Here is an 18,403-nt window from a genome sequence, read left to right as displayed (position 1 = left end):
ATATTTTCATTATGTAGTAAAACCAATCAATAAACCTAACAAGAAGAACCGCAATTTATTGCGATTCTTCTTGTTAATTTACAGACAAAAAAGGGGAGTTCGATAATGACGAACGAAGCTGATCGACTCCGAATTTGGATTGAGCAGGGGAATGTTTCCATTTCTCAGCTTTTTTTTAAGTTTTATAAGGAGTTAGGCATCAAAGATTTAGATGCCATGCTTATTATGCATTTAACTGCATTTCGTGAAGAAGGAAATGAATTTCCAACACCAACAGACATAGCGAATCGAATGCAAATAACCGAGGATGAAATAGCATCTAGTCTACAACGACTAATGCAAAAAGGCTTTATAGAAATTTTGCAAAAAGTGGACGAGCTGGGTGTATTGTTTGAAACCTTTAACTTACAACCATTATGGGCGCGATTAGTAGACTGTGTAACGGAGAAAAATGTTAAAAAAGTAGAGGATAGCTCCAAGTTAAAAGAGGGAGAGCTATTCAATTTATTTGAACAAGAATTTGGGCGATTTCTATCACCAATGGAAACCGAAACAATTTCAATGTGGTTAGATCAAGATGGTCATTCTCCAGAAGTGATTCGCAAAGCATTAATTGAAGCTGTCTTATCACAAAAATTAAGCTTACGCTATGTGGATCGCATTCTATTTGAATGGAAAAAGAAAAATGTCAAAACACCTCAAGATGCTGAAAAATTGGCTCAAAATTTCCGTCAAAACTCAGTACCCGCAAGATCACAACAGATTGAACCACAACAAACCAAAAAAGTACCATTCTACAATTGGTTAGAAGAACGCGAATAGGGAGGTACACATGCTAACGAAGAAACAATGGGATTATTGCTTAGAGGAAATGGAAAAGATGTTTCCTGATGCTTATTGCGAGCTAGTACATGATAATCCTTTCGAATTAACGATAGCCACATTATTATCTGCCCAATGTACGGATGTTTTAGTAAATAAAGTTACTGCCGTATTGTTTCAAAAATACAAAACGCCAGAAGATTATTTAGCAGTACCATTAGAAGAGTTAGAACAAGATATTCGCTCTATTGGTTTGTTCCGTAGTAAGGCGAATAATATTCAAAAACTGTGTCATATTCTATTATCGGAATTTAACGGTGAAATCCCTGCGAACAGAGAACAGCTTGTTACATTACCTGGTGTTGGGCGAAAAACAGCGAATGTTGTTTTATCTGTCGCATTTGATGTTCCAGCACTCGCAGTCGATACGCATGTCGAACGAGTTGCGAAACGTTTAGGTCTATGCCGTTGGAAAGATTCCGTTTTACAAGTTGAAGAAACAGTTATGAAAAAAACTCCTATCGAAAAATGGTCGAAAACGCATCATCAGCTAATTTTCTTTGGACGTTATCACTGTAAAGCACAAAATCCGCAATGCCAAGTATGCCCACTTTTTGACGTTTGTAGAGAAGGGCAAAAACGCGAAAAGAAAGGTCTTGTAAAGCGATGATAGAATGCCGAAAAGAGGCTATCTCAAAAGAACAAGTTAATCTATGGCTAGAAGCCTGGGAGATATTACGAGCAGAAATCCATAGTTCACATGCAGCCCGTGATGGCAAAGCGAAAGATGTTATGCAAAATGGTATCGAATTATATGAATCTTTTATTGTAACCGTATCCAATTCTGAAACAGAGAACATTCTATTGACAGATGAATATGAGGTTTTGCCGATTAATGGTGTTGAACGTTTGCAATTCATTAAAGGAAGACCAGGGCAGTATGCATGTTATCGTCAACTGGATGAATTGTTTATTGAAACTAAAAAGAGAATGGCACGTTTACGTCTTAAAAAGGTCTGATATTTAGTTCTGTAAATGAAAAAGCAGCAATCTCCCATTGGAGATTGCTGCTTTTTTCATAATGTTATTGTCGGTTATTATTGTTTATTGGATATTTATTGTCATTACTAGTGTCATCATCGGTGGCACTTGTATCGACATCTTCTTCATCTTCATCAGGTTTTATAGCCTCGTTATTATCTTCAGGCGGACTACCGTTATCAGGGTTGTTATTACCATTCTGATTACCGCCGTTTTCACCTTCTGTAGGTTCTTCAGGTGTAACAGGAACTTCAGGTTGCTCGGTTTCATCTGGAGGTGTTATTTCATCTTCATCAGGAGGTGCCGCCTGAATCTGAATGGATGTTGATGCAGGAGCACTCCTCTCATTATCTGCGACTGCTACGATAGAGAAGACATATGTTTTACCATCTTGCGGCGTTCCATATGTGTACGCCTTATCACTAGTTTGTGTTAGCTTCTGTTTACCTCCACCATCTACTGACACTGAAACTTCGAAACTTACACTTTTATCTTTAGGTGGTTTATGAGCCCAAGTTAAGTTGATCGCATTAGCCTCATCATCGAATGTTGCTTTTAAGTCAGTAGGTGCTTCCAGCTCTTCTACTTTTTCAGCAGGAGCAGTATTTGTAGGTATTGTTCCTTTAACGAATAATTCAGTAGCTGTTCTATCAGCAGGTGTACTTGAACTTGCTAATTGTAACGGTTTTGAACCTTTCACAATTTTAGCTTCTACAACTGAATTTGGTTTCTTAAAGTTAGGTGTTGTTGTATTCGCTGAAATTTGACTCATGACTGTTTTGAATAATCTTTGTGGCAATAATCGTTCATCTGTTGTAGTAATTGGATCTTTACGGTTTGTATAGCCACTCCATACAGAAATGGAATACTTACTTGAATAACCGGCAAACCAGGAATCTGGAACTGAAGATTCAGGTAGGTTATATTTTTGGAATTCATCAGCACCGTAGTTTGTAGTACCTGTTTTACCAGCAATATCTAAGCCTGGAATAGCTGCAGCAGTACCAGGAGCACCGTATTTTGGACCAACTACATCACGTAGCATATCAGTAACCATATAGGCAGTGTAATCATTCATTGCAGGTGTTGGATCCGGTGTATACGATTTTGCAGTTTTTCCATCACGATAGACAATTTTCTTAATCGAATGAGGTTTAGTGTAAATACCGTTATTCCCAAATGCAGCATATGCTCCTGCCATCTCAATTGGGGATAAGCTGATTTTACCACCGCCGATTGCATCAGATTCATAAATTTCGTCTGCTTCGACTCCTAGATTACTAATAAATTTCTTCGCTTTATCTGTACCCACTTCTTTTAAAAGTTTTACTGCAGGTACGTTACGAGAAGTATAAAGGGCCTCGCGAAGAGTCATATCACCTTTATACAATCTATCAACGTTATTGATTTGTTTTGTGCTGCCGGTGTAGAACATCTTGTCGTCGGTAATAGTTTGTCCTGTAGAATATTTTAAATTTTCAATGGCAGGACCATAATCCATAATTGGTTTCATTGTAGAACCAGGTTGGTTTTTAATAGCCTCAGCATAGTTTAAACCACGTTCAGGACCATAATTACGTCCACCACCAATTGCTGCTATCGCCCCAGTTTCAGTATCAACTACTGCCATACCAGATTTAATATCTTTTGTAGGGAATATATCTGAGTTCATAGTAGTCTCTACAATTTTTTGAGCAGAAGAATCTAATGTTGTATAGACATTAATACCTTCTTCTAATGATTTTCCATCACCATTTTCAGCAAGTTCTTTTAAGACTACATCGATAAATGCGTCATATTTTGACGTTGATGCTGTTTTACGTTTTTTTTCAGGTAATAAACCAACTTCAACTTTAACAGATTTTGCTTTATCCATTTGTTCTTTTGTTATTTTCTTATGTTTGTACATTAATGCTAAAACTGTATTTCGACGTTTCTCAGCATTTTCCGGATATTTGAATGGATTATAGGCGTTTGGTAGTTGAGACATACCAGCAAGAAGAGCCATTTCTTCTAATTTAAGATTTTTTAAATCTTTCCCATAGAAATATTTTGATGCTGTTCCATATCCATAAATACGCCCGGACATTAATACTTTGTTAAAGTACATTTCGAAAATCTCTTCTTTAGAGTATTCTCGCTCTAATTGGATGGATAAATATGCTTCTTGAGCTTTACGCTTAATTGTTTTCTCATTTTGTAAAAATGAGTTTTTAATAACTTGTTGGGTTAATGTACTAGCACCTTGTGCTCCAAACCCTTCTCGTAAATTGGCTAGAACAGCTCCTCCAAGGCGGTAAAAGTCAATCCCGTGATGGTTAAAGAAACGAACATCTTCTGTCGCCAAAATAGCGTCTCGCATTTCCTTAGGAATGTCTTCATAAGCTACGTGTTCACGTTTTTCTAACCCCATTGTATAAAATACTTTGCCGTCAGAATCGTAGAATTGCGATGATACAGGATCCTTTAATAATTCTTCATCTAGGTCAGGTGAAGTAGCTGCATAATATGCAAATGTAGCAGCACCTGCTATAAATAAAACAATACCTATTGATACTACTGCTATTAAAAGACGTTTAAGCCAAACTTTCATTGGTTTTTTTTGTTTCTTTTGTTGTTCTCGCATTTTCCTTCTTTGTTCCCGAGAATTAATTTCTTGCCCCACTAAATTTTCCTCACTTTCTTACAAACATTCATAAGTTATGGCAGCATTTTACGTACTGCTTGTAAATAATCGATACGTGGACTATAGGTTGGTATTACTTCTATCGCTTGTTCCTCAAACTCTACTAAAGAAATTGATTTGCGACCACCTGTAAGCATTCTAGTCCAAGCATTTTGAAGCATTTCTAAAGGTACTACAAAATAACGTTCCATGGAAGAAAAACGTATTAATAGAAAACAAATACCTCGTTGCTTTGCAACAACTGTCATATGATCAACCTGATGTGGATGAACGTTTTTTAAGGGGAAAGATGTATTACTTTCCGTTTCTTTGGCGTCAAAATCAATATGATAGCCATCATAGATGCCATTGTAGTCCGTCGTAGAAGGCGTTCTAAAATATGCTTCCCGGATAACAGCTGCACTTCTCGATGGATACTCTACTTTGACGATTTGTATCGGAACAGGTTTCTTATGAATGACTGCTATTTGTCGTTGTAAATAAAAGTCATTTGCTTCATCAATTTCATCTTCTAAAGTTTTGCCCCGATTACTATAGGAATAATCCTTTATACTCCTTTTTTTTCCCTCTGAAGTTGGTGGAGTATACTTTTTCCCATTTGGATAGCGAATTGCCATTTGACCACCTCATCATCAATTATAATAACATATTTTCAAATACAAGAATTGTAGAAGAAATGACAGAGATTTTTTCTATTTATATCGAACTTGCACTTGTTTTGTCTTGTGGAAAGGATTATTTAAATTTATAAGGAAATCCTAAAGCTAGGAGGCGATAATGATGCAAAGAATATCTCATTTACTTACTCAACTTGAATTAATCGATCAGTTACTACACGCACAAATGTCTGTGGAACGTCACACCGAAATTCAAAAACATATGAATGACATTGCAACAGTTCAACACCGCCTAAGTAATCTTGAAAAACAATCGAAAGGAATATTCGTTCGTGCATAAGTAGTTTCTTTTACGATATTTTGATACACTGAAAATAAATGATTTCTTAATGTTAAAAATGAAAATGGAGGTGTGTATAAATGCTATTATCTACCACAGAAAAATTATTAGAAGAATGCGAAGCATGCTGGCTACGATTTTTGCGTATGCGAGAAGAAGACACATCTCCGGATTTCTTTCTTGAAGTGAAACCGCATGCCGATGAATGGCATGCTATATTAGTAACTTGGCAGTCAGAGTCTGAGAAATGGATACTATTAAATAGACCGAAATACATGCACAAAACACAAATTGATAATGCGCTAGATGCGATGGATCAATTTGTGGTGCAATCTTTTTATAAAGCAACGAGTAAAAAACGATTCTATCAATCAATACAATCTGTAAAATATACATTAGAGACTTTTTTGCGCTATTTGCGTGAGGATGGTGAACAATATGCTTCAGAAAAAAACGATTAATCAGCTTTTAGAAGAGTGGCAACTGTATCCAGAAATGATGGAGAGAATTGAGTATCAACATACGATTGATGCAATGCCAGCAAAACTCGTTCCTTTTCCCGATAAATTACACCCTGCTATAGCAAAAGCTTTACAAAAGCGTGGTATTAGTCAGCTTTACTCGCATCAAAGACAAGCTTTCGATTATGCGACTAATGGGCAATCTTTTACGGCCGTCACACCAACTGCCTCAGGAAAATCCCTCTGCTATCATTTACCCGTCTTACAAGCGATTTTAGAGAATAAAGCCTCACGTTCCCTATATCTATTCCCGACAAAGGCGCTCGCACAAGATCAAAAAAGTGATTTGAATGAATTAATAGAGCAAAGTGGAGAAGAAGTTTTAAGCTACACATATGATGGTGATACTTCACCTGGTATTCGTCAGAAGGTTCGAAAGGCTGGTCATATCGTTATGACTAATCCTGATATGTTACATTCAGGAATTTTGCCTCATCATACGAAATGGGTTTCGTTATTTGAAAATTTACAGTATATTGTCCTGGATGAGCTGCATACATATAAAGGAGTATTTGGTAGTCATGTTGCCCACGTTATAAGACGTTTGCAACGTATTTGCCGCTTTTACGGAAGTGATCCCATCTTTATATGTACATCAGCGACAATAAAAAACCCGAAAGAGCTGGCAGAGAACTTAACGAATACGACACATCAACTAATAGCTGATAATGGGGCACCAGTAGGGAAAAAAACATTCCTATTTTATAATCCGCCCATTATTCATCCTACTTTTGGTGTTCGGAGAAGTGCAATTTTAGAAGTAAGAGATTTAGCTAGAAAACTATATGAAGCACAGATTCAAACAATCGTTTTTGCTAAAAGTCGTGTACGAGTGGAAATGCTTGTAACGTATATGAAGAACTTAACGAAAAAGAAAATCAAAGATGAATCAATTCGCGGTTATCGAGGCGGATATTTACCTTCCGAGAGACGTTCAATTGAAAAAGGTTTGCGTGAAGGTACAATTCAAACAGTTGTCAGTACGAACGCACTAGAGCTCGGAGTTGATATTGGTCAATTACAAGCTTGCATTATGACCGGCTATCCCGGCAATATTGCAAGTGCATGGCAACAAGCTGGACGTGCTGGCAGAAGGCAAGATGCAGCGTTAATTATTTATGTGGCACAATCTACTGCATTGGATCAATACATTATCAATCATCCTAATTATTTGTTAGGTAGTTCTCCAGAAGAAGCTCGTATTTATCCAGATAATATGCTCATTTTAATGGATCATTTAAAATGTGCTTCTTTTGAGTTGCCTTTTAAAACCACTGATATGTACGGAGAGTTTGAAATTCAAGAACTATTGGAATATTTACAGCAGGAGGGTGTCCTTTTAAAAACATCTGAACAATGGCACTGGATGAGCGATAGTTTCCCGGCTCACGAAATTAGTTTGCGTTCAGCATCACAAGAAAATGTCGTAATCATTGATCAATCTATTCCTGCAAATACTCGTGTTATTGGAGAGATGGATCGGTATAGTGCACTTACCCTGCTTCATGAAGAAGCAATATATTTACATCAGGGTGTACAATTTCAAGTAGAAAAACTTGATTGGGAAGAGAAGAAAGCTTTTGTTCGTGAAGTGGATGTTGATTATTTTACAGATGCTAATTTAGCGGTTGAACTAAAGGTGATGAGTGAAGATAAGCAAAAGCTTCTTGGTCAGTCTGAAGCAGCATTTGGTGATGTTATGATTTTGGCTACCGCAACTATATTTAAGAAGATTAGATTTGATTCGCACGATAATATCGGTTCTGGTCCGATTCATCTACCACCAGAAGAACTTCATACGAGTTCTACATGGCTATCCTTTGAACAACCGGTGAACTGGACAGAAGACGATTTAACAAGCGCTATGACAGGTGTGGCGTTTGCGATGAACAGTTTTATTCCGTTATTCATTCAAAGTGACCGCAGTGATGTCCATGTCATACCACAAGTGAAGGCGGTACATTCAGAAAAGCCAACTTTCTTTGTTTACGATCGTTATCCAGGTGGTATCGGGCTAAGTGAACGGGTGTATGATATTTGGGGACCACTTATTCAACATGTTTTTGAACATGTTCATGCATGCCCATGCCAAAATGGATGCCCTTCTTGTATTGGCGCACAAGATTTAAGCGATAAAGGTAAGAAACAAGTATTGAACTTTTTGCAATCATTTCTATTAGAAGAATTGGATGATTAATATGTCATATGAAAATAAAATTCTTCAAATGAAAAAACTATTGAAGAAAAATAACACGCAACAAATGATAGAAAAAGAACCATTTATAAAACCAGACGTCCCTATCTATGCCGGCAAATGGCAGGATGCTGGATTACAAATGATTGAAAATGATTTTGGTGTAGTGTTTTTATTAGAGAAGCATTATCCACCTGATTATAAACACGGTGCTATTTATTTAGGTGAATTATATGATGCTTTTGAAAAGTGGCAACAAACAGAAAATCCACATCCGATATCTTTAATGGATGCTAGTAATCTTGTATTCTATGATACAGAAACGACTGGATTAAAAGGCGTAGGTACGCATATCTTCCTAAACGGTTTACTTGAAGAGTCTGCAGATGGCTTTACATTAAAGCAGTATGTATTAGCTGATCCGAGTAATGAAGTAGCATTTTTGTTTGAATCGAAATTTTGGCAAGGAAAGAAAACTATTATCACGTATAATGGTAAAAGTTTCGATTGGCCACAGTTACAAACTCGTTGGACATTAAATAAAAAAGAGCTACCACCATTAAAAGAGCATGATCAACTAGATTTATTGCATGGCTCAAAACGCATTTGGAAAAATGACATTGCACGTATGAAACTTACACAAGTAGAAGAGGAAAAATTGGGCTTTACTCGTCTTGACGATGTACCAGGTTATTTAGCGCCGATTATTTACTTAGATGCAGTCAAAAGTGGGCAGCCTGAGGCATTGCTAAAAGTACTACAACATAACGAATGGGATTTATTGTCATTATTGACGTTGTATGTGCAGGCGACGAATTTACTTTGTGAAGACATTACAGAAGAATCAGCTACAACCTATACAAACATTGGAAAATGGTACGCTGATTTAAAAGAAATCAATCGTAGTGAGGAACTTTTACAACAAGTAACGTCTCAATATACGAGTGAAGAAGCAGCAAATGCATATTATTATCTAGGTTTCCAGCTTAAAAGACAGCAGAATTATATAGAGGCACGGAAATCATTTCAACAAGCCTTGCCGTATTTACAAGGTAGACAACAAATTACGGCACACATTGAGCTAGCGAAAATTTTTGAACACCGTGAAAAAAACTATGAGTTTGCAATAGAAATGACAAATCAAGCATGGAAACTTGTAACGGAAAGTTCACTGTGGACTAAGGAATCTAAAGCTTCAAGACTTTCAGATATACAAAAAAGGAAGAATCGGCTTGAAAGGAAGAAATAATTTCCTGGGCAATCGCAGTTTTCGACAAAAAACGTTGAGAAATGGCTGTAAGTAAGCATTGCCTTTAAGAAATATGCTATACTAAGAACACTTATGTTGCGATGGAAGGGCGATGTATATGGATACTAAATTAACAGCAAAAAAGATTTTAGATAAAGATTTTAAAACCGGTTTAAGAGGTTATAGTCAAGATGATGTAGACCAATTTTTAGATGAAATTATTCAAGATTATGAGAACTTTGAAAAAATTGTAGCTAAGAAGCAAGAAGAGATTAACATGTTGAAACAAGAGCTTGAGGCTGCGCAAAATGCTAAGTGTCAAACACCGGCACAAGTTCAACCACAACAACCACAACATACTGGCAATACAAATTTTGATATTTTAAAGAGAATCTCGAACTTGGAAAAACATGTTTTTGGAGATAAGTTATACGATTGAATATAGGTCTTTAGTCGTATTGGGTTGAACATGTTTTTATATTATAATGAAAAACATCATCATGAATTTTCGGGTAATCGCTGCAATGCTTGACATTGTTGAGGAAAGTCCATGCTCGCACGGTTCTGAGATGACCGTAGTGTTCGTGCTTAGTGAATAAATAAGCTAAGGCAGCCTTATGGCTGACGGCGGGAGGAAAGCCTAAGTCCTTTAAAGGATATGGTTGAAACTCTCTGAAAGTGCCACAGTGACGAAGCTGGTGCGGAAACGTAACAGGTGGAACGAGGTAAACCCCACGAGTGAGAAACCCAAATTATGGTAGGGGCACTCTCCTGAAGGAAATGAATGGATGGAGAGACGTGAATGCTTGCATCTCACGTAGATAGATGATTACTACCCGGCTGTACGAGATGTAAATCGTTTGAGTACTCGGGCACAAAACATGGCTTATTGAACTTTCAATGATGTTAAACATGAACAGTCAGGCTCTCCAGTTCCTGGAGGGCCTTTCTTTTGGGGATATGGTGAAATTTATGGAAAAAATATCTATTAACGAGATTATTGGCCAAACCACTATTTCTAGCTATTCTGACGAATTAATACAAAAAGTATTTGAAACAATTTCTGAAGGAATCATGATAACTGATCCAAAAAAGAAAATAATAAATGTGAATCCAGCTTTTGAATTTGTTACAGGCTACAAAAAAGAAGAAGTTGTTGGACATAGCCCTGCTATCTTACAATCAGGCATTCATGATAGTGGTTTTTATAAAAGCATGTGGAACGAGCTGTATTCAAAAGGTGAATGGCAAGGTGAGATATGGAACCGTCGAAAAACGGGTGATGCATATCCAGAATGGCTTTCAATCATGGAAGTTCGTGATAAGCAAGGTGAAGTTACAAACTACTGCGGTGTTTTTTCCGACCTTACTGAACAAAAGGACGTGGAAGATGAGCTTGAAAAACGTGCAATGACCGATACCTTAACAGGTGTTTCAAATCGATTTGCCTATAATGAGCGCATGAGAGTTTTACTTGAGTCTTCCTCTACACGGTCTTATCAACATGCTGTTTTATTTTTAGATTTAGATCGCTTTAAGCAAATAAATGATACACTTGGTCATGCAGTTGGTGACTATTTGTTAGTGGAAGTAGCAAATAGAATACAATCGCTGTTGAAAAACAAAGATATTTTAGCTAGATACGGCGGTGATGAATTTGTTATTACATTAACAAATATCCATCATCCTAGAGAAGCTGTACACTTGGCTGAAATGATAATCCAATTGTTAGAACAACCCTTTACTGTTGATGATCAGAATTTATATGTGTCTACCAGTATAGGAATTAGTATTTATCCGCATGATGAAGATGATACGGAAGTATTATTAACCAAAGCTGATAAGGCCATGTATTATGCGAAGCAAAATGGGAGAGGTCAATTTTCTTTTTACTTTGACGAATTACAAACAGATAACAAACGTGTTTTACTCCTAGATAATGAGTTACGAAAAACTATAGAAAATGATAGCTTTGAATTACATTATCAACCGAAAGTCTCTGTTACAACAGGTGCAATCGTAGGAGTAGAAGCTTTAGTACGCTGGCATAATGAAAAACTAGGCTTCGTCTCGCCCGGGGAATTTATCCCTTATGCAGAGGAAACAGGTTTAATTATACCGATTAGTGAATGTATTATTAATCGTGCATGCCAGGACTATGTAAAATTAAAATCACAAAATGTAAAAAGAATACCAATCGCATTGAACATATCGAGTATTCATTTTCATCAAAGTAATTTCATTGAATCTATTACGCAAATATTGGAAAGAAATAATTGTCCTGCGCATTATTTTGAAATTGAGTTAACAGAGCGTACGGTGATGAGCAGTGAAAAAGAAACGATTCGAAAATTAGTACTCCTTAAGCAATTAGGTTTTAAGCTTTCAATCGATGATTTTGGGACAGGCTATTCTTCACTTAGCTATTTAGTTCAGTTTCCATTAGATTATTTGAAAATTGATCGTAGTTTTATACAACATATTTGCTCGTTAGATGATAAGCAAGCAATAGTAGATGCCATTATTCAAATGGCGCATCGTTTACATATGAAGGTAATTGCTGAGGGAGTAGAGCAAAGAGAACAAGTTCAGCTATTACGTAAAATGGGCTGTGATATGATTCAAGGATACTATTACTCAAAGCCTTTACCTTTAGATGAATTTATCGAATTCCTTGAATTTTGGGAATTAGAACAGTTAGAAGGGAAATAACAATGACAACATTTCGATTAGTAGCAACCGCAGCAATGGGGTTAGAAGGAATTGTCGCACAAGAGCTTCAGGACCTAGGATTTGAAACAACAACAGAAAACGGAAAAGTTTACTTCGAAGGTGATGAGAAAGCCATCGCAAAAACGAATCTTTGGTTACGTGTAGCGGACCGAGTGAAAATTATTGCAGGTGAGTTTCCAGCTCGTACATTTGATGAATTATTTGAGGGCGTAAAAGCAATTAATTGGGAGAAATTCTTGCCAGTAGATGCAGAATTCCCTGTAACAGGTAAATCCGTTAAATCTAAATTATTTAGCGTACCTGATTGCCAAGCAATTACAAAAAAAGCAATAGTTGAACGTATGAAATACCACTATAAACGTTTAGGTTTCTTAGAAGAAACTGGACCTAAATTTAAAATTGAAATTTCAATTTTAAAGGATGTGGCAACACTTACGATTGATACTAGTGGAGCAGGCCTACACAAACGTGGGTATAGACTAGATCAAGGTGAAGCGCCGCTAAAAGAAACATTAGCAGCAGCGCTTGTTCAAATTTCTAAATGGAATCCAAATCGTCCATTCGTTGATCCTTTCTGTGGTTCAGGTACAATTGCACTTGAAGCTGCAATGATTGGTCAAAATATGGCTCCTGGTTATAACCGTGAGTTCATTTCAGAAGCGTGGCCTTGGATGAAACAACAGATTTGGGATGATATTCGTCTGGAAGCAGAAGATGTGGCAAACTACGATCAGCCTTTAGAAATCATTGGCTCAGACATCGACCATCGTATGGTCCAAATTGCAAAAAACAACGCGGTTGAAGCTGGTTTTGCGGACTTAATTACTTGGAAACAAATGCAAATAAAAGACTTCACTACACTTTCAACTGATGGCGTGATGATTGGTAACCCACCTTATGGTGAACGTATTGGTGATATAGAAATGGTTGAACAAATGATACGTGAAATGGGCGACAATATGGCGCAATACCCATCTTGGTCAGTCTACATGCTATCATCAATGGAAAACTTCGAAACACTATACGGTAGAAAAGCAACGAAAAAACGTAAATTATTCAACGGATTTATCAGAACAGATTTTTATCAATTCTGGGGTCAACGTACACCGAGAAACTAAATTAAAAACGGAAGGGGATATATCCCTTTCCTTTTTTGTTTATGCTAAGAATATTACTAAAAGTATTTAATTTTTGTTTATAGAATAATTCTTTCCAAAAATCAATATAATTTTTTGTTAAGTAAATAATGAACTTTGCCTAGTTCTTCTATAAAATAAATGCCGACTTGTTTTACTTAGTTTCTTCTATTATATAAAGTACACAAATTTCATGGTGTTTAATTTCCTGTTTTCTGGGTAATACTACGATATCCGTGATTTGACCACAAATTGAACACATAAAATGAAAAAAAATTAAATCGTATACATGCATGTAACAAGGTAGATAAGAATAATGCTATAATAACAAAGGTTTCAATTACCGTTTAGTTGTAAATAATTTTTTATTTCGTTGACGTACGAGGGGGAACAAGATGAGACAAGCAATACCATTTGCTCTATCAAAAGAAAAATCATTCTTCGACTCGTTGGGTGATTGGATGGGCGATATGCTTTATGATGAATTACCTGAAAAGGGTCTAGAATGTCGTGATGAGCAAATCTTTATGGCTTATCAAATAGAAAAAGTTTTACGCGAAAAATCAGTATTATTTGCTGAAGCAGGTGTAGGTACAGGAAAAACAATAGCATACTTATTACCAGCTATTTCATATGCGCGCTACACTGGACGTCCAGCATTGATTGCATGTGCAGATGAGACTTTAATCGACCAGCTCGTTAAAGAAGGTGGCGATATTCATAAATTACAGCAATATCTTGATTTAAATATTGATGTGCGTTTAGCAAAATCACGCGATCAATACTTATGTTTAAAACGCTTTGAAGAGGCTGAAAAGTTTCATGACGGCGAATATATAGATGATATCGTAGAAACGATACCAGATGGCGTATTTGGCCAAGGAACATTATCTTTATATGGTCAACGTAGTGACTATCCAAATGTCAGTGATGCTGATTGGCAAAAGGTCAACTACAATTCAATTCAACAGTGCTCAGTCTGTGATTTACGTAATCGCTGCGGGCAAACCCTACACCGTGCAGATTATCGCCAATCGACGGATTTAATCATCTGTTCACAGGATTTCTTGATGGAGAATATTGCGACAAAAGAATCTCGTGAACGCGAAGGGCAATTAGCTCTTCTACCGGAAGTTTCTATGATTGTACTTGATGAAGGGCACTTACTTGAATACGCAGCACAAAAAGCGATGACTTACAAAGTGCAAGATTACACTATTGTGAAACTTCTAGATATGCTAATGGTTGATGGTTTACGAGAAAAAACGCTATATACAATGGAAAAGTTACAAGATGGTCACGAATTATTCTTTGATCAACTACGTGATGATGTCATTGAATCGGATGAAGATCGTAAACGAATTAATAAATCACCATTACTGATAAAATTAGGTCAAAAAGTAATAGATACAGTGGAATCTTTACTTGAAGAATTTGTTTTCGAATCAGAAATGTATATTATTCCTGAATATGAGTTACGCATGGTAGAGGAATTCCTAGAACAATACGAGGCTGCGATGCGTATATTCATCGCGCAAGGTGATGCTGTAGACTGGTTAGAGGAAACTGATGGTGAAGAGACACTTGTCATCATGCCTCGACTTATTACAGAAGTACTTGAGGAAAAGTTATTCTCGAAAAAAATGCCTTATGTATTTTCATCAGCAACTCTATCAATAAATAAAGACTTCTCATATATCGCAAACAGCTTAGGAATTAACAAATTCCAATCATTCTCAGTTTCTTCTCCATTTGAATATGAAGAAGTTATGAAGATTCAATTGCACAAAATAGCTCAAGAAAAGAAACTTGCAGCTGTTGAGAAGTTATTACAAGATGATGAGAAAACATTGATTCTATTTAAATCAAAACAAGCAATGCTTAAATTTAAAGAACAATTGGCGGAACAACTTCGTGCAGATGTTGCATTTGAAGGCGATCGTGAACTATCTTCGATTATCCGTGACTTCCAAGCAGGAGAAGTAAAAGTACTTTGCTCATATCATTTATGGGAAGGCTTAGACTTACCAGAAGAATCTTTAACACGTGTGATTATTTTCGATTTACCATTCCCACCGAATGATCCATTATTTGATGCGAAGCGTTCATTTGCTACAGATGCATTTGAAGAAGTTGACATACCATTCATGCTGTTACGACTACAGCAAGGAATGGGTCGATTAATCCGTACATCAAAAGACCATGGAGACATTCATATTTTACTAAATGAAGAAGAATATAAACATAAAGAGAAAATACAACCTATTTTCGCAGTTGAAGCAACAGAAGTTTAATAAGAAAAGGCCAGCTCTAGATAAAATGAGCTGGCCTTTTTTGTGTGAATAGGGTAAGCATAATTGGTGTTTTGCAAGAAGTTATGACATGAATATTCTGCTAAATATCAATCAGGTGACTTAGCGCAACAATCACAAGAGATAGCGCAACAATCACAAGACTTAACGCAACAATCAACAAACTTAGCGCAACAATCAAAATCCCACACACAAAAACTTACAACTGATTTACTTCGGTATTCGTGATAAAATAGAGTAAACATAAGGGGGTAATACAATGTCAGTAGAACAACGCTTTATAGATTACATAAAAAAAATTGATAATTATGAAGAGGCTCTTTCAGTAATATATTGGGATATGCGTACTGGAGCACCAAAAAAGGGGTTAGAGCAACGCGCAGAAGTAGTAGGTACTATATCGTCAGAATTATTCCGTTTACAAACATCAAATGAATTAGGTGAAATGCTGCAAGAATTAGCTACAAAAAAAGAAGAACTATCAGAAATTGTTCGTCGTTCATACGAAGAAACACAGAAGGCTTATAATTTAAATAAGAAAATTCCTGCAGACGAGTATAAAGCGTATGTCGTACTCCAATCAAAAGCAGAAGCTGTTTGGGAACAAGCAAAAGAAAAATCGGATTTCAATCTTTTCTTACCATATTTAAAAGGCATTATTGAAGCGCAACAAAAATTTGTTACTTATTGGGGTATCAAGGATAACAATCCTTACAATACTTTATTGGATCAATATGAGCCTGATATGACAACAGAAATTTTGGACCGTGTATTTGGAGAGTTGAAAGAAACTATTGTTCCATTAGTTCAAAAAATTGTTGCATCATCTCATCAACCGGATATGAGCTTCTTATTTGACTTCTTTCCAAAAGAAGGACAAAAGGCAGTTTGTCTAGAAATTTTACAACAACTTGATTATGACTTTGAAGCAGGTCGTTTAGATGAAACTGTACATCCGTTTATGATTGGTTTAAACCGTGGTGATATCCGTGTCACTACAAAATATGACGAGCATGATTTCCGCTCTGCTCTGCTTGGTACAGTGCATGAGTGTGGCCACGCTCTTTATGAACAAAATATAATGCCAGATTTAGATGGTTTACCGCTTAGCACGGGAACGTCTATGGGGATTCATGAATCGCAGTCATTGTTTTTTGAAAACTTTGTAGGGCGAAATAAAAACTTTTGGTCTCATAACTTTGATCTGTTGAAAAAATATTCATCGAAACAATTTGAAAATGTCTCATTAGAGAAGTTTTTACGTGCGATTAACGCCGCGCAACCATCATTAATACGTATTGAAGCTGATGAATTAACATATCCACTTCATATTATGATTCGATATGAAATTGAAAAAGAATTATTTAATGGGTCATTACAAGCAGAAGATCTGCCAAAAGTATGGAATGAAAAATACGAAGAGTATTTAGGTATCACTCCACAAAATGATGCCGAAGGAGTATTACAGGACACTCATTGGTCAGGTGGTAGTTTCGGATACTTCCCATCTTATGCACTTGGTTTTATGTATGCAGCTCAATTTAAACATGCGATGGATCAAGATATTCCAAACTTTGATGAACTTTTGGCAGAAGGGAATCTCACTCAAATTCGCGAATGGTTAACGGATAAAGTACATCAATATGGTGCACTAAAAAAACCACTTGAACTATTAAATGATGTAACTGGAGAAGGATTAAATGCTAAGTATTTAGCTGATTATCTGACAGAAAAATATACGCGAATTTATAATTTATAAAACCACTAATATATTATTCAATTCTATCTTGAAAAAAGCCAAAGAGAGCTTAGTATAAACCCTCTTTGGCTTTTTTATTATCTATTATGACTATAATGCCCTGGATTCGGCACAGCACCAATCGTACTCACCCAGCGGTTTGTAAAATTGAAGAATCCAGCAATAAATGAAGCTTCCAAAATTTCATGATCATTAAAACCAGCTAAACGTAACATATCCACTTGATTTTGTGTTGTCTCTTGAGGATGAGTAGTAACGAAATAAGCATAATCACATAGCGCTCGCTGCTTATTTGTTAATGTTGCAGATCGATAGTTATAAGTGAGCTGATCAACCCAAGTGGCATCTTCAGTTAAACCACGTAGTGCATCACTGTGTGTGGTTAAACAATACGTACAACTATTAGTAGAAGAAACTACTAGCCCCATCATTTCTTTATCTATATTACTCAAGTAGCATGTTTTTTCATCAAATAAAGTGTTTTTAAAATCTAAAAAACCTTTATATTGTAGCGGATTTAATGGAAGTATTTTAAATAAATTATTGATAAAGCCCCAATTCTCTTGTTGAAAATCTACATGTTGATCAAACTCTGCCTGTAATTCCACAGGGACATCTTTTTCATCAGGCTTTTGTAAATAGGATAGTTGCTCTGTATATTTTGACATGTATTTAACACTCCTTTTATTTTATTTTGAAAAATCTAATTATTTTATATTTATAACATTACAACTTTTGAAGATAAATTAAAAGTCCTTACACAATTGAATAGATTTTCGGCAAATAGAAAACATAAAAAATAATAGATTATTGCTGGCGTTATCTGACAATTATTCAATGGAAACAATGTATCTAAACTGCACCTTTAAGTAGATATTTTGTATTATATGTTTTAGCCCTCCAATACAATTGAAACTATTGTAATAGACTTTTAATCTAATATTTAACTGAAAAATGATAAAATGATAGAAGAAATAATTGAGATTATTTACA

The 18,403-nt window shown here is 36.0% G+C and carries 15 protein-coding genes and 1 other RNA gene; 13 read left to right on the top strand and 3 right to left on the bottom strand.

Going from position 1 to position 18,403, the window contains the following annotated elements; genetic code table 11:
- The first annotated feature begins 105 nt into the window (after positions 1-105).
- The 3 genes from ACZLO7_RS16115 to ACZLO7_RS16105 are packed head-to-tail and all read left to right on the top strand — an operon-like array spanning position 106 to position 1,842.
- Complete coding sequence (locus tag ACZLO7_RS16115) at positions 106-822, top strand: DnaD domain protein (RefSeq protein ID WP_464940574.1); 717 nt, start codon at positions 106-108, stop codon at positions 820-822.
- Between the two features lie 10 nt (positions 823-832).
- Complete coding sequence (nth, locus tag ACZLO7_RS16110; protein WP_464940573.1) at positions 833-1,492, top strand: endonuclease III; 660 nt, start codon at positions 833-835, stop codon at positions 1,490-1,492.
- Complete coding sequence (locus ACZLO7_RS16105) at positions 1,489-1,842, top strand: YpoC family protein (RefSeq protein ID WP_464940572.1); 354 nt, start codon at positions 1,489-1,491, stop codon at positions 1,840-1,842. Before nth ends, ACZLO7_RS16105 begins: the two co-directional genes overlap by 4 nt.
- A 64-nt stretch (positions 1,843-1,906) precedes the next feature.
- Here the strand turns inward: ACZLO7_RS16105 and ACZLO7_RS16100 are convergent, their stop codons facing one another.
- Both ACZLO7_RS16100 and recU read right to left on the bottom strand, forming a co-directional pair.
- Positions 1,907-4,489, bottom strand: a complete 2,583-nt coding sequence (locus ACZLO7_RS16100; RefSeq protein WP_511261423.1) for a transglycosylase domain-containing protein — start codon at positions 4,487-4,489, stop codon at positions 1,907-1,909.
- Positions 4,490-4,563: 74 nt separating this feature from the next.
- Entirely contained in the window at positions 4,564-5,166 is a 603-nt protein-coding gene (gene recU / locus ACZLO7_RS16095; RefSeq protein ID WP_464940570.1) for a Holliday junction resolvase RecU, read from the bottom strand.
- A gap of 160 nt (positions 5,167-5,326) precedes the next feature.
- Between recU and ACZLO7_RS16090 the strand changes: the two genes are divergently transcribed.
- The 10 genes from ACZLO7_RS16090 to ACZLO7_RS16045 all read left to right on the top strand — a co-directional run bounded on the left by ACZLO7_RS16090 (position 5,327) and on the right by ACZLO7_RS16045 (position 17,410).
- Positions 5,327-5,506, top strand: coding sequence for a hypothetical protein (locus tag ACZLO7_RS16090; protein WP_464940569.1), 180 nt, complete (start codon positions 5,327-5,329; stop codon positions 5,504-5,506).
- Positions 5,507-5,586: 80 nt separating this feature from the next.
- Positions 5,587-5,967: a YppE family protein gene (locus ACZLO7_RS16085; protein ID WP_464940568.1), complete on the top strand. Its 381-nt coding sequence runs from the start codon at positions 5,587-5,589 to the stop codon at positions 5,965-5,967.
- Positions 5,945-8,224: a DEAD/DEAH box helicase gene (locus tag ACZLO7_RS16080; protein WP_464940567.1), complete on the top strand. Its 2,280-nt coding sequence runs from the start codon at positions 5,945-5,947 to the stop codon at positions 8,222-8,224. Before ACZLO7_RS16085 ends, ACZLO7_RS16080 begins: the two co-directional genes overlap by 23 nt.
- Before the next feature lies 1 nt (position 8,225).
- Positions 8,226-9,470, top strand: a complete 1,245-nt coding sequence (locus ACZLO7_RS16075; RefSeq protein ID WP_464940566.1) for a ribonuclease H-like domain-containing protein — start codon at positions 8,226-8,228, stop codon at positions 9,468-9,470.
- Positions 9,471-9,588: 118 nt separating this feature from the next.
- Positions 9,589-9,909, top strand: a complete 321-nt coding sequence (gene gpsB / locus ACZLO7_RS16070) for a cell division regulator GpsB (RefSeq protein WP_464940565.1) — start codon at positions 9,589-9,591, stop codon at positions 9,907-9,909.
- 65 nt (positions 9,910-9,974) lie between these two features.
- Positions 9,975-10,364, top strand: an RNA gene (gene rnpB, locus ACZLO7_RS16065) — RNase P RNA component class B.
- Positions 10,365-10,442: 78 nt separating this feature from the next.
- Entirely contained in the window at positions 10,443-12,182 is a 1,740-nt protein-coding gene (locus ACZLO7_RS16060) for a putative bifunctional diguanylate cyclase/phosphodiesterase (protein ID WP_464940564.1), read from the top strand.
- Positions 12,183-12,184: 2 nt separating this feature from the next.
- Positions 12,185-13,321 carry a THUMP domain-containing class I SAM-dependent RNA methyltransferase gene (locus ACZLO7_RS16055; protein ID WP_464940563.1) on the top strand — a complete coding sequence of 379 codons (1,137 nt, stop codon included), beginning with the start codon at positions 12,185-12,187 and terminating at the stop codon, positions 13,319-13,321.
- 413 nt (positions 13,322-13,734) lie between these two features.
- A complete protein-coding gene (locus ACZLO7_RS16050) occupies positions 13,735-15,633 on the top strand; it encodes an ATP-dependent DNA helicase (protein ID WP_464940562.1) in 1,899 nt (632 codons plus the stop codon).
- A 277-nt stretch (positions 15,634-15,910) separates the two neighbouring features.
- Positions 15,911-17,410, top strand: coding sequence for a carboxypeptidase M32 (locus tag ACZLO7_RS16045; RefSeq protein ID WP_464940561.1), 1,500 nt, complete (start codon positions 15,911-15,913; stop codon positions 17,408-17,410).
- A 77-nt stretch (positions 17,411-17,487) separates the two neighbouring features.
- On the opposite strand, the gene ACZLO7_RS16040 is transcribed toward ACZLO7_RS16045, so the two are convergent.
- Positions 17,488-18,078: a peroxidase-related enzyme gene (locus tag ACZLO7_RS16040; protein WP_464940560.1), complete on the bottom strand. Its 591-nt coding sequence runs from the start codon at positions 18,076-18,078 to the stop codon at positions 17,488-17,490.
- Positions 18,079-18,403 lie beyond the last annotated feature (325 nt).

The organism is Viridibacillus sp. d25.2 (assembly GCF_055456015.2).
The sequence above is the reverse complement of the archived record's forward strand: the minus strand, read 5'-3'. Positions and strand labels throughout refer to the sequence as shown.

Coding starts and splice junctions, on each gene's coding strand:
- ACZLO7_RS16115 (WP_464940574.1), top strand. CDS start 106: ATGACGAACGAAGCTGATCGACTCCGAATTTGGATTGAGCAGGGGAAT.
- nth (WP_464940573.1), top strand. CDS start 833: ATGCTAACGAAGAAACAATGGGATTATTGCTTAGAGGAAATGGAAAAG.
- ACZLO7_RS16105 (WP_464940572.1), top strand. CDS start 1,489: ATGATAGAATGCCGAAAAGAGGCTATCTCAAAAGAACAAGTTAATCTA.
- ACZLO7_RS16100 (WP_511261423.1), bottom strand. CDS start 4,489: ATGCGAGAACAACAAAAGAAACAAAAAAAACCAATGAAAGTTTGGCTT.
- recU (WP_464940570.1), bottom strand. CDS start 5,166: ATGGCAATTCGCTATCCAAATGGGAAAAAGTATACTCCACCAACTTCA.
- ACZLO7_RS16090 (WP_464940569.1), top strand. CDS start 5,327: ATGATGCAAAGAATATCTCATTTACTTACTCAACTTGAATTAATCGAT.
- ACZLO7_RS16085 (WP_464940568.1), top strand. CDS start 5,587: ATGCTATTATCTACCACAGAAAAATTATTAGAAGAATGCGAAGCATGC.
- ACZLO7_RS16080 (WP_464940567.1), top strand. CDS start 5,945: ATGCTTCAGAAAAAAACGATTAATCAGCTTTTAGAAGAGTGGCAACTG.
- ACZLO7_RS16075 (WP_464940566.1), top strand. CDS start 8,226: ATGTCATATGAAAATAAAATTCTTCAAATGAAAAAACTATTGAAGAAA.
- gpsB (WP_464940565.1), top strand. CDS start 9,589: ATGGATACTAAATTAACAGCAAAAAAGATTTTAGATAAAGATTTTAAA.
- ACZLO7_RS16060 (WP_464940564.1), top strand. CDS start 10,443: ATGGAAAAAATATCTATTAACGAGATTATTGGCCAAACCACTATTTCT.
- ACZLO7_RS16055 (WP_464940563.1), top strand. CDS start 12,185: ATGACAACATTTCGATTAGTAGCAACCGCAGCAATGGGGTTAGAAGGA.
- ACZLO7_RS16050 (WP_464940562.1), top strand. CDS start 13,735: ATGAGACAAGCAATACCATTTGCTCTATCAAAAGAAAAATCATTCTTC.
- ACZLO7_RS16045 (WP_464940561.1), top strand. CDS start 15,911: ATGTCAGTAGAACAACGCTTTATAGATTACATAAAAAAAATTGATAAT.
- ACZLO7_RS16040 (WP_464940560.1), bottom strand. CDS start 18,078: ATGTCAAAATATACAGAGCAACTATCCTATTTACAAAAGCCTGATGAA.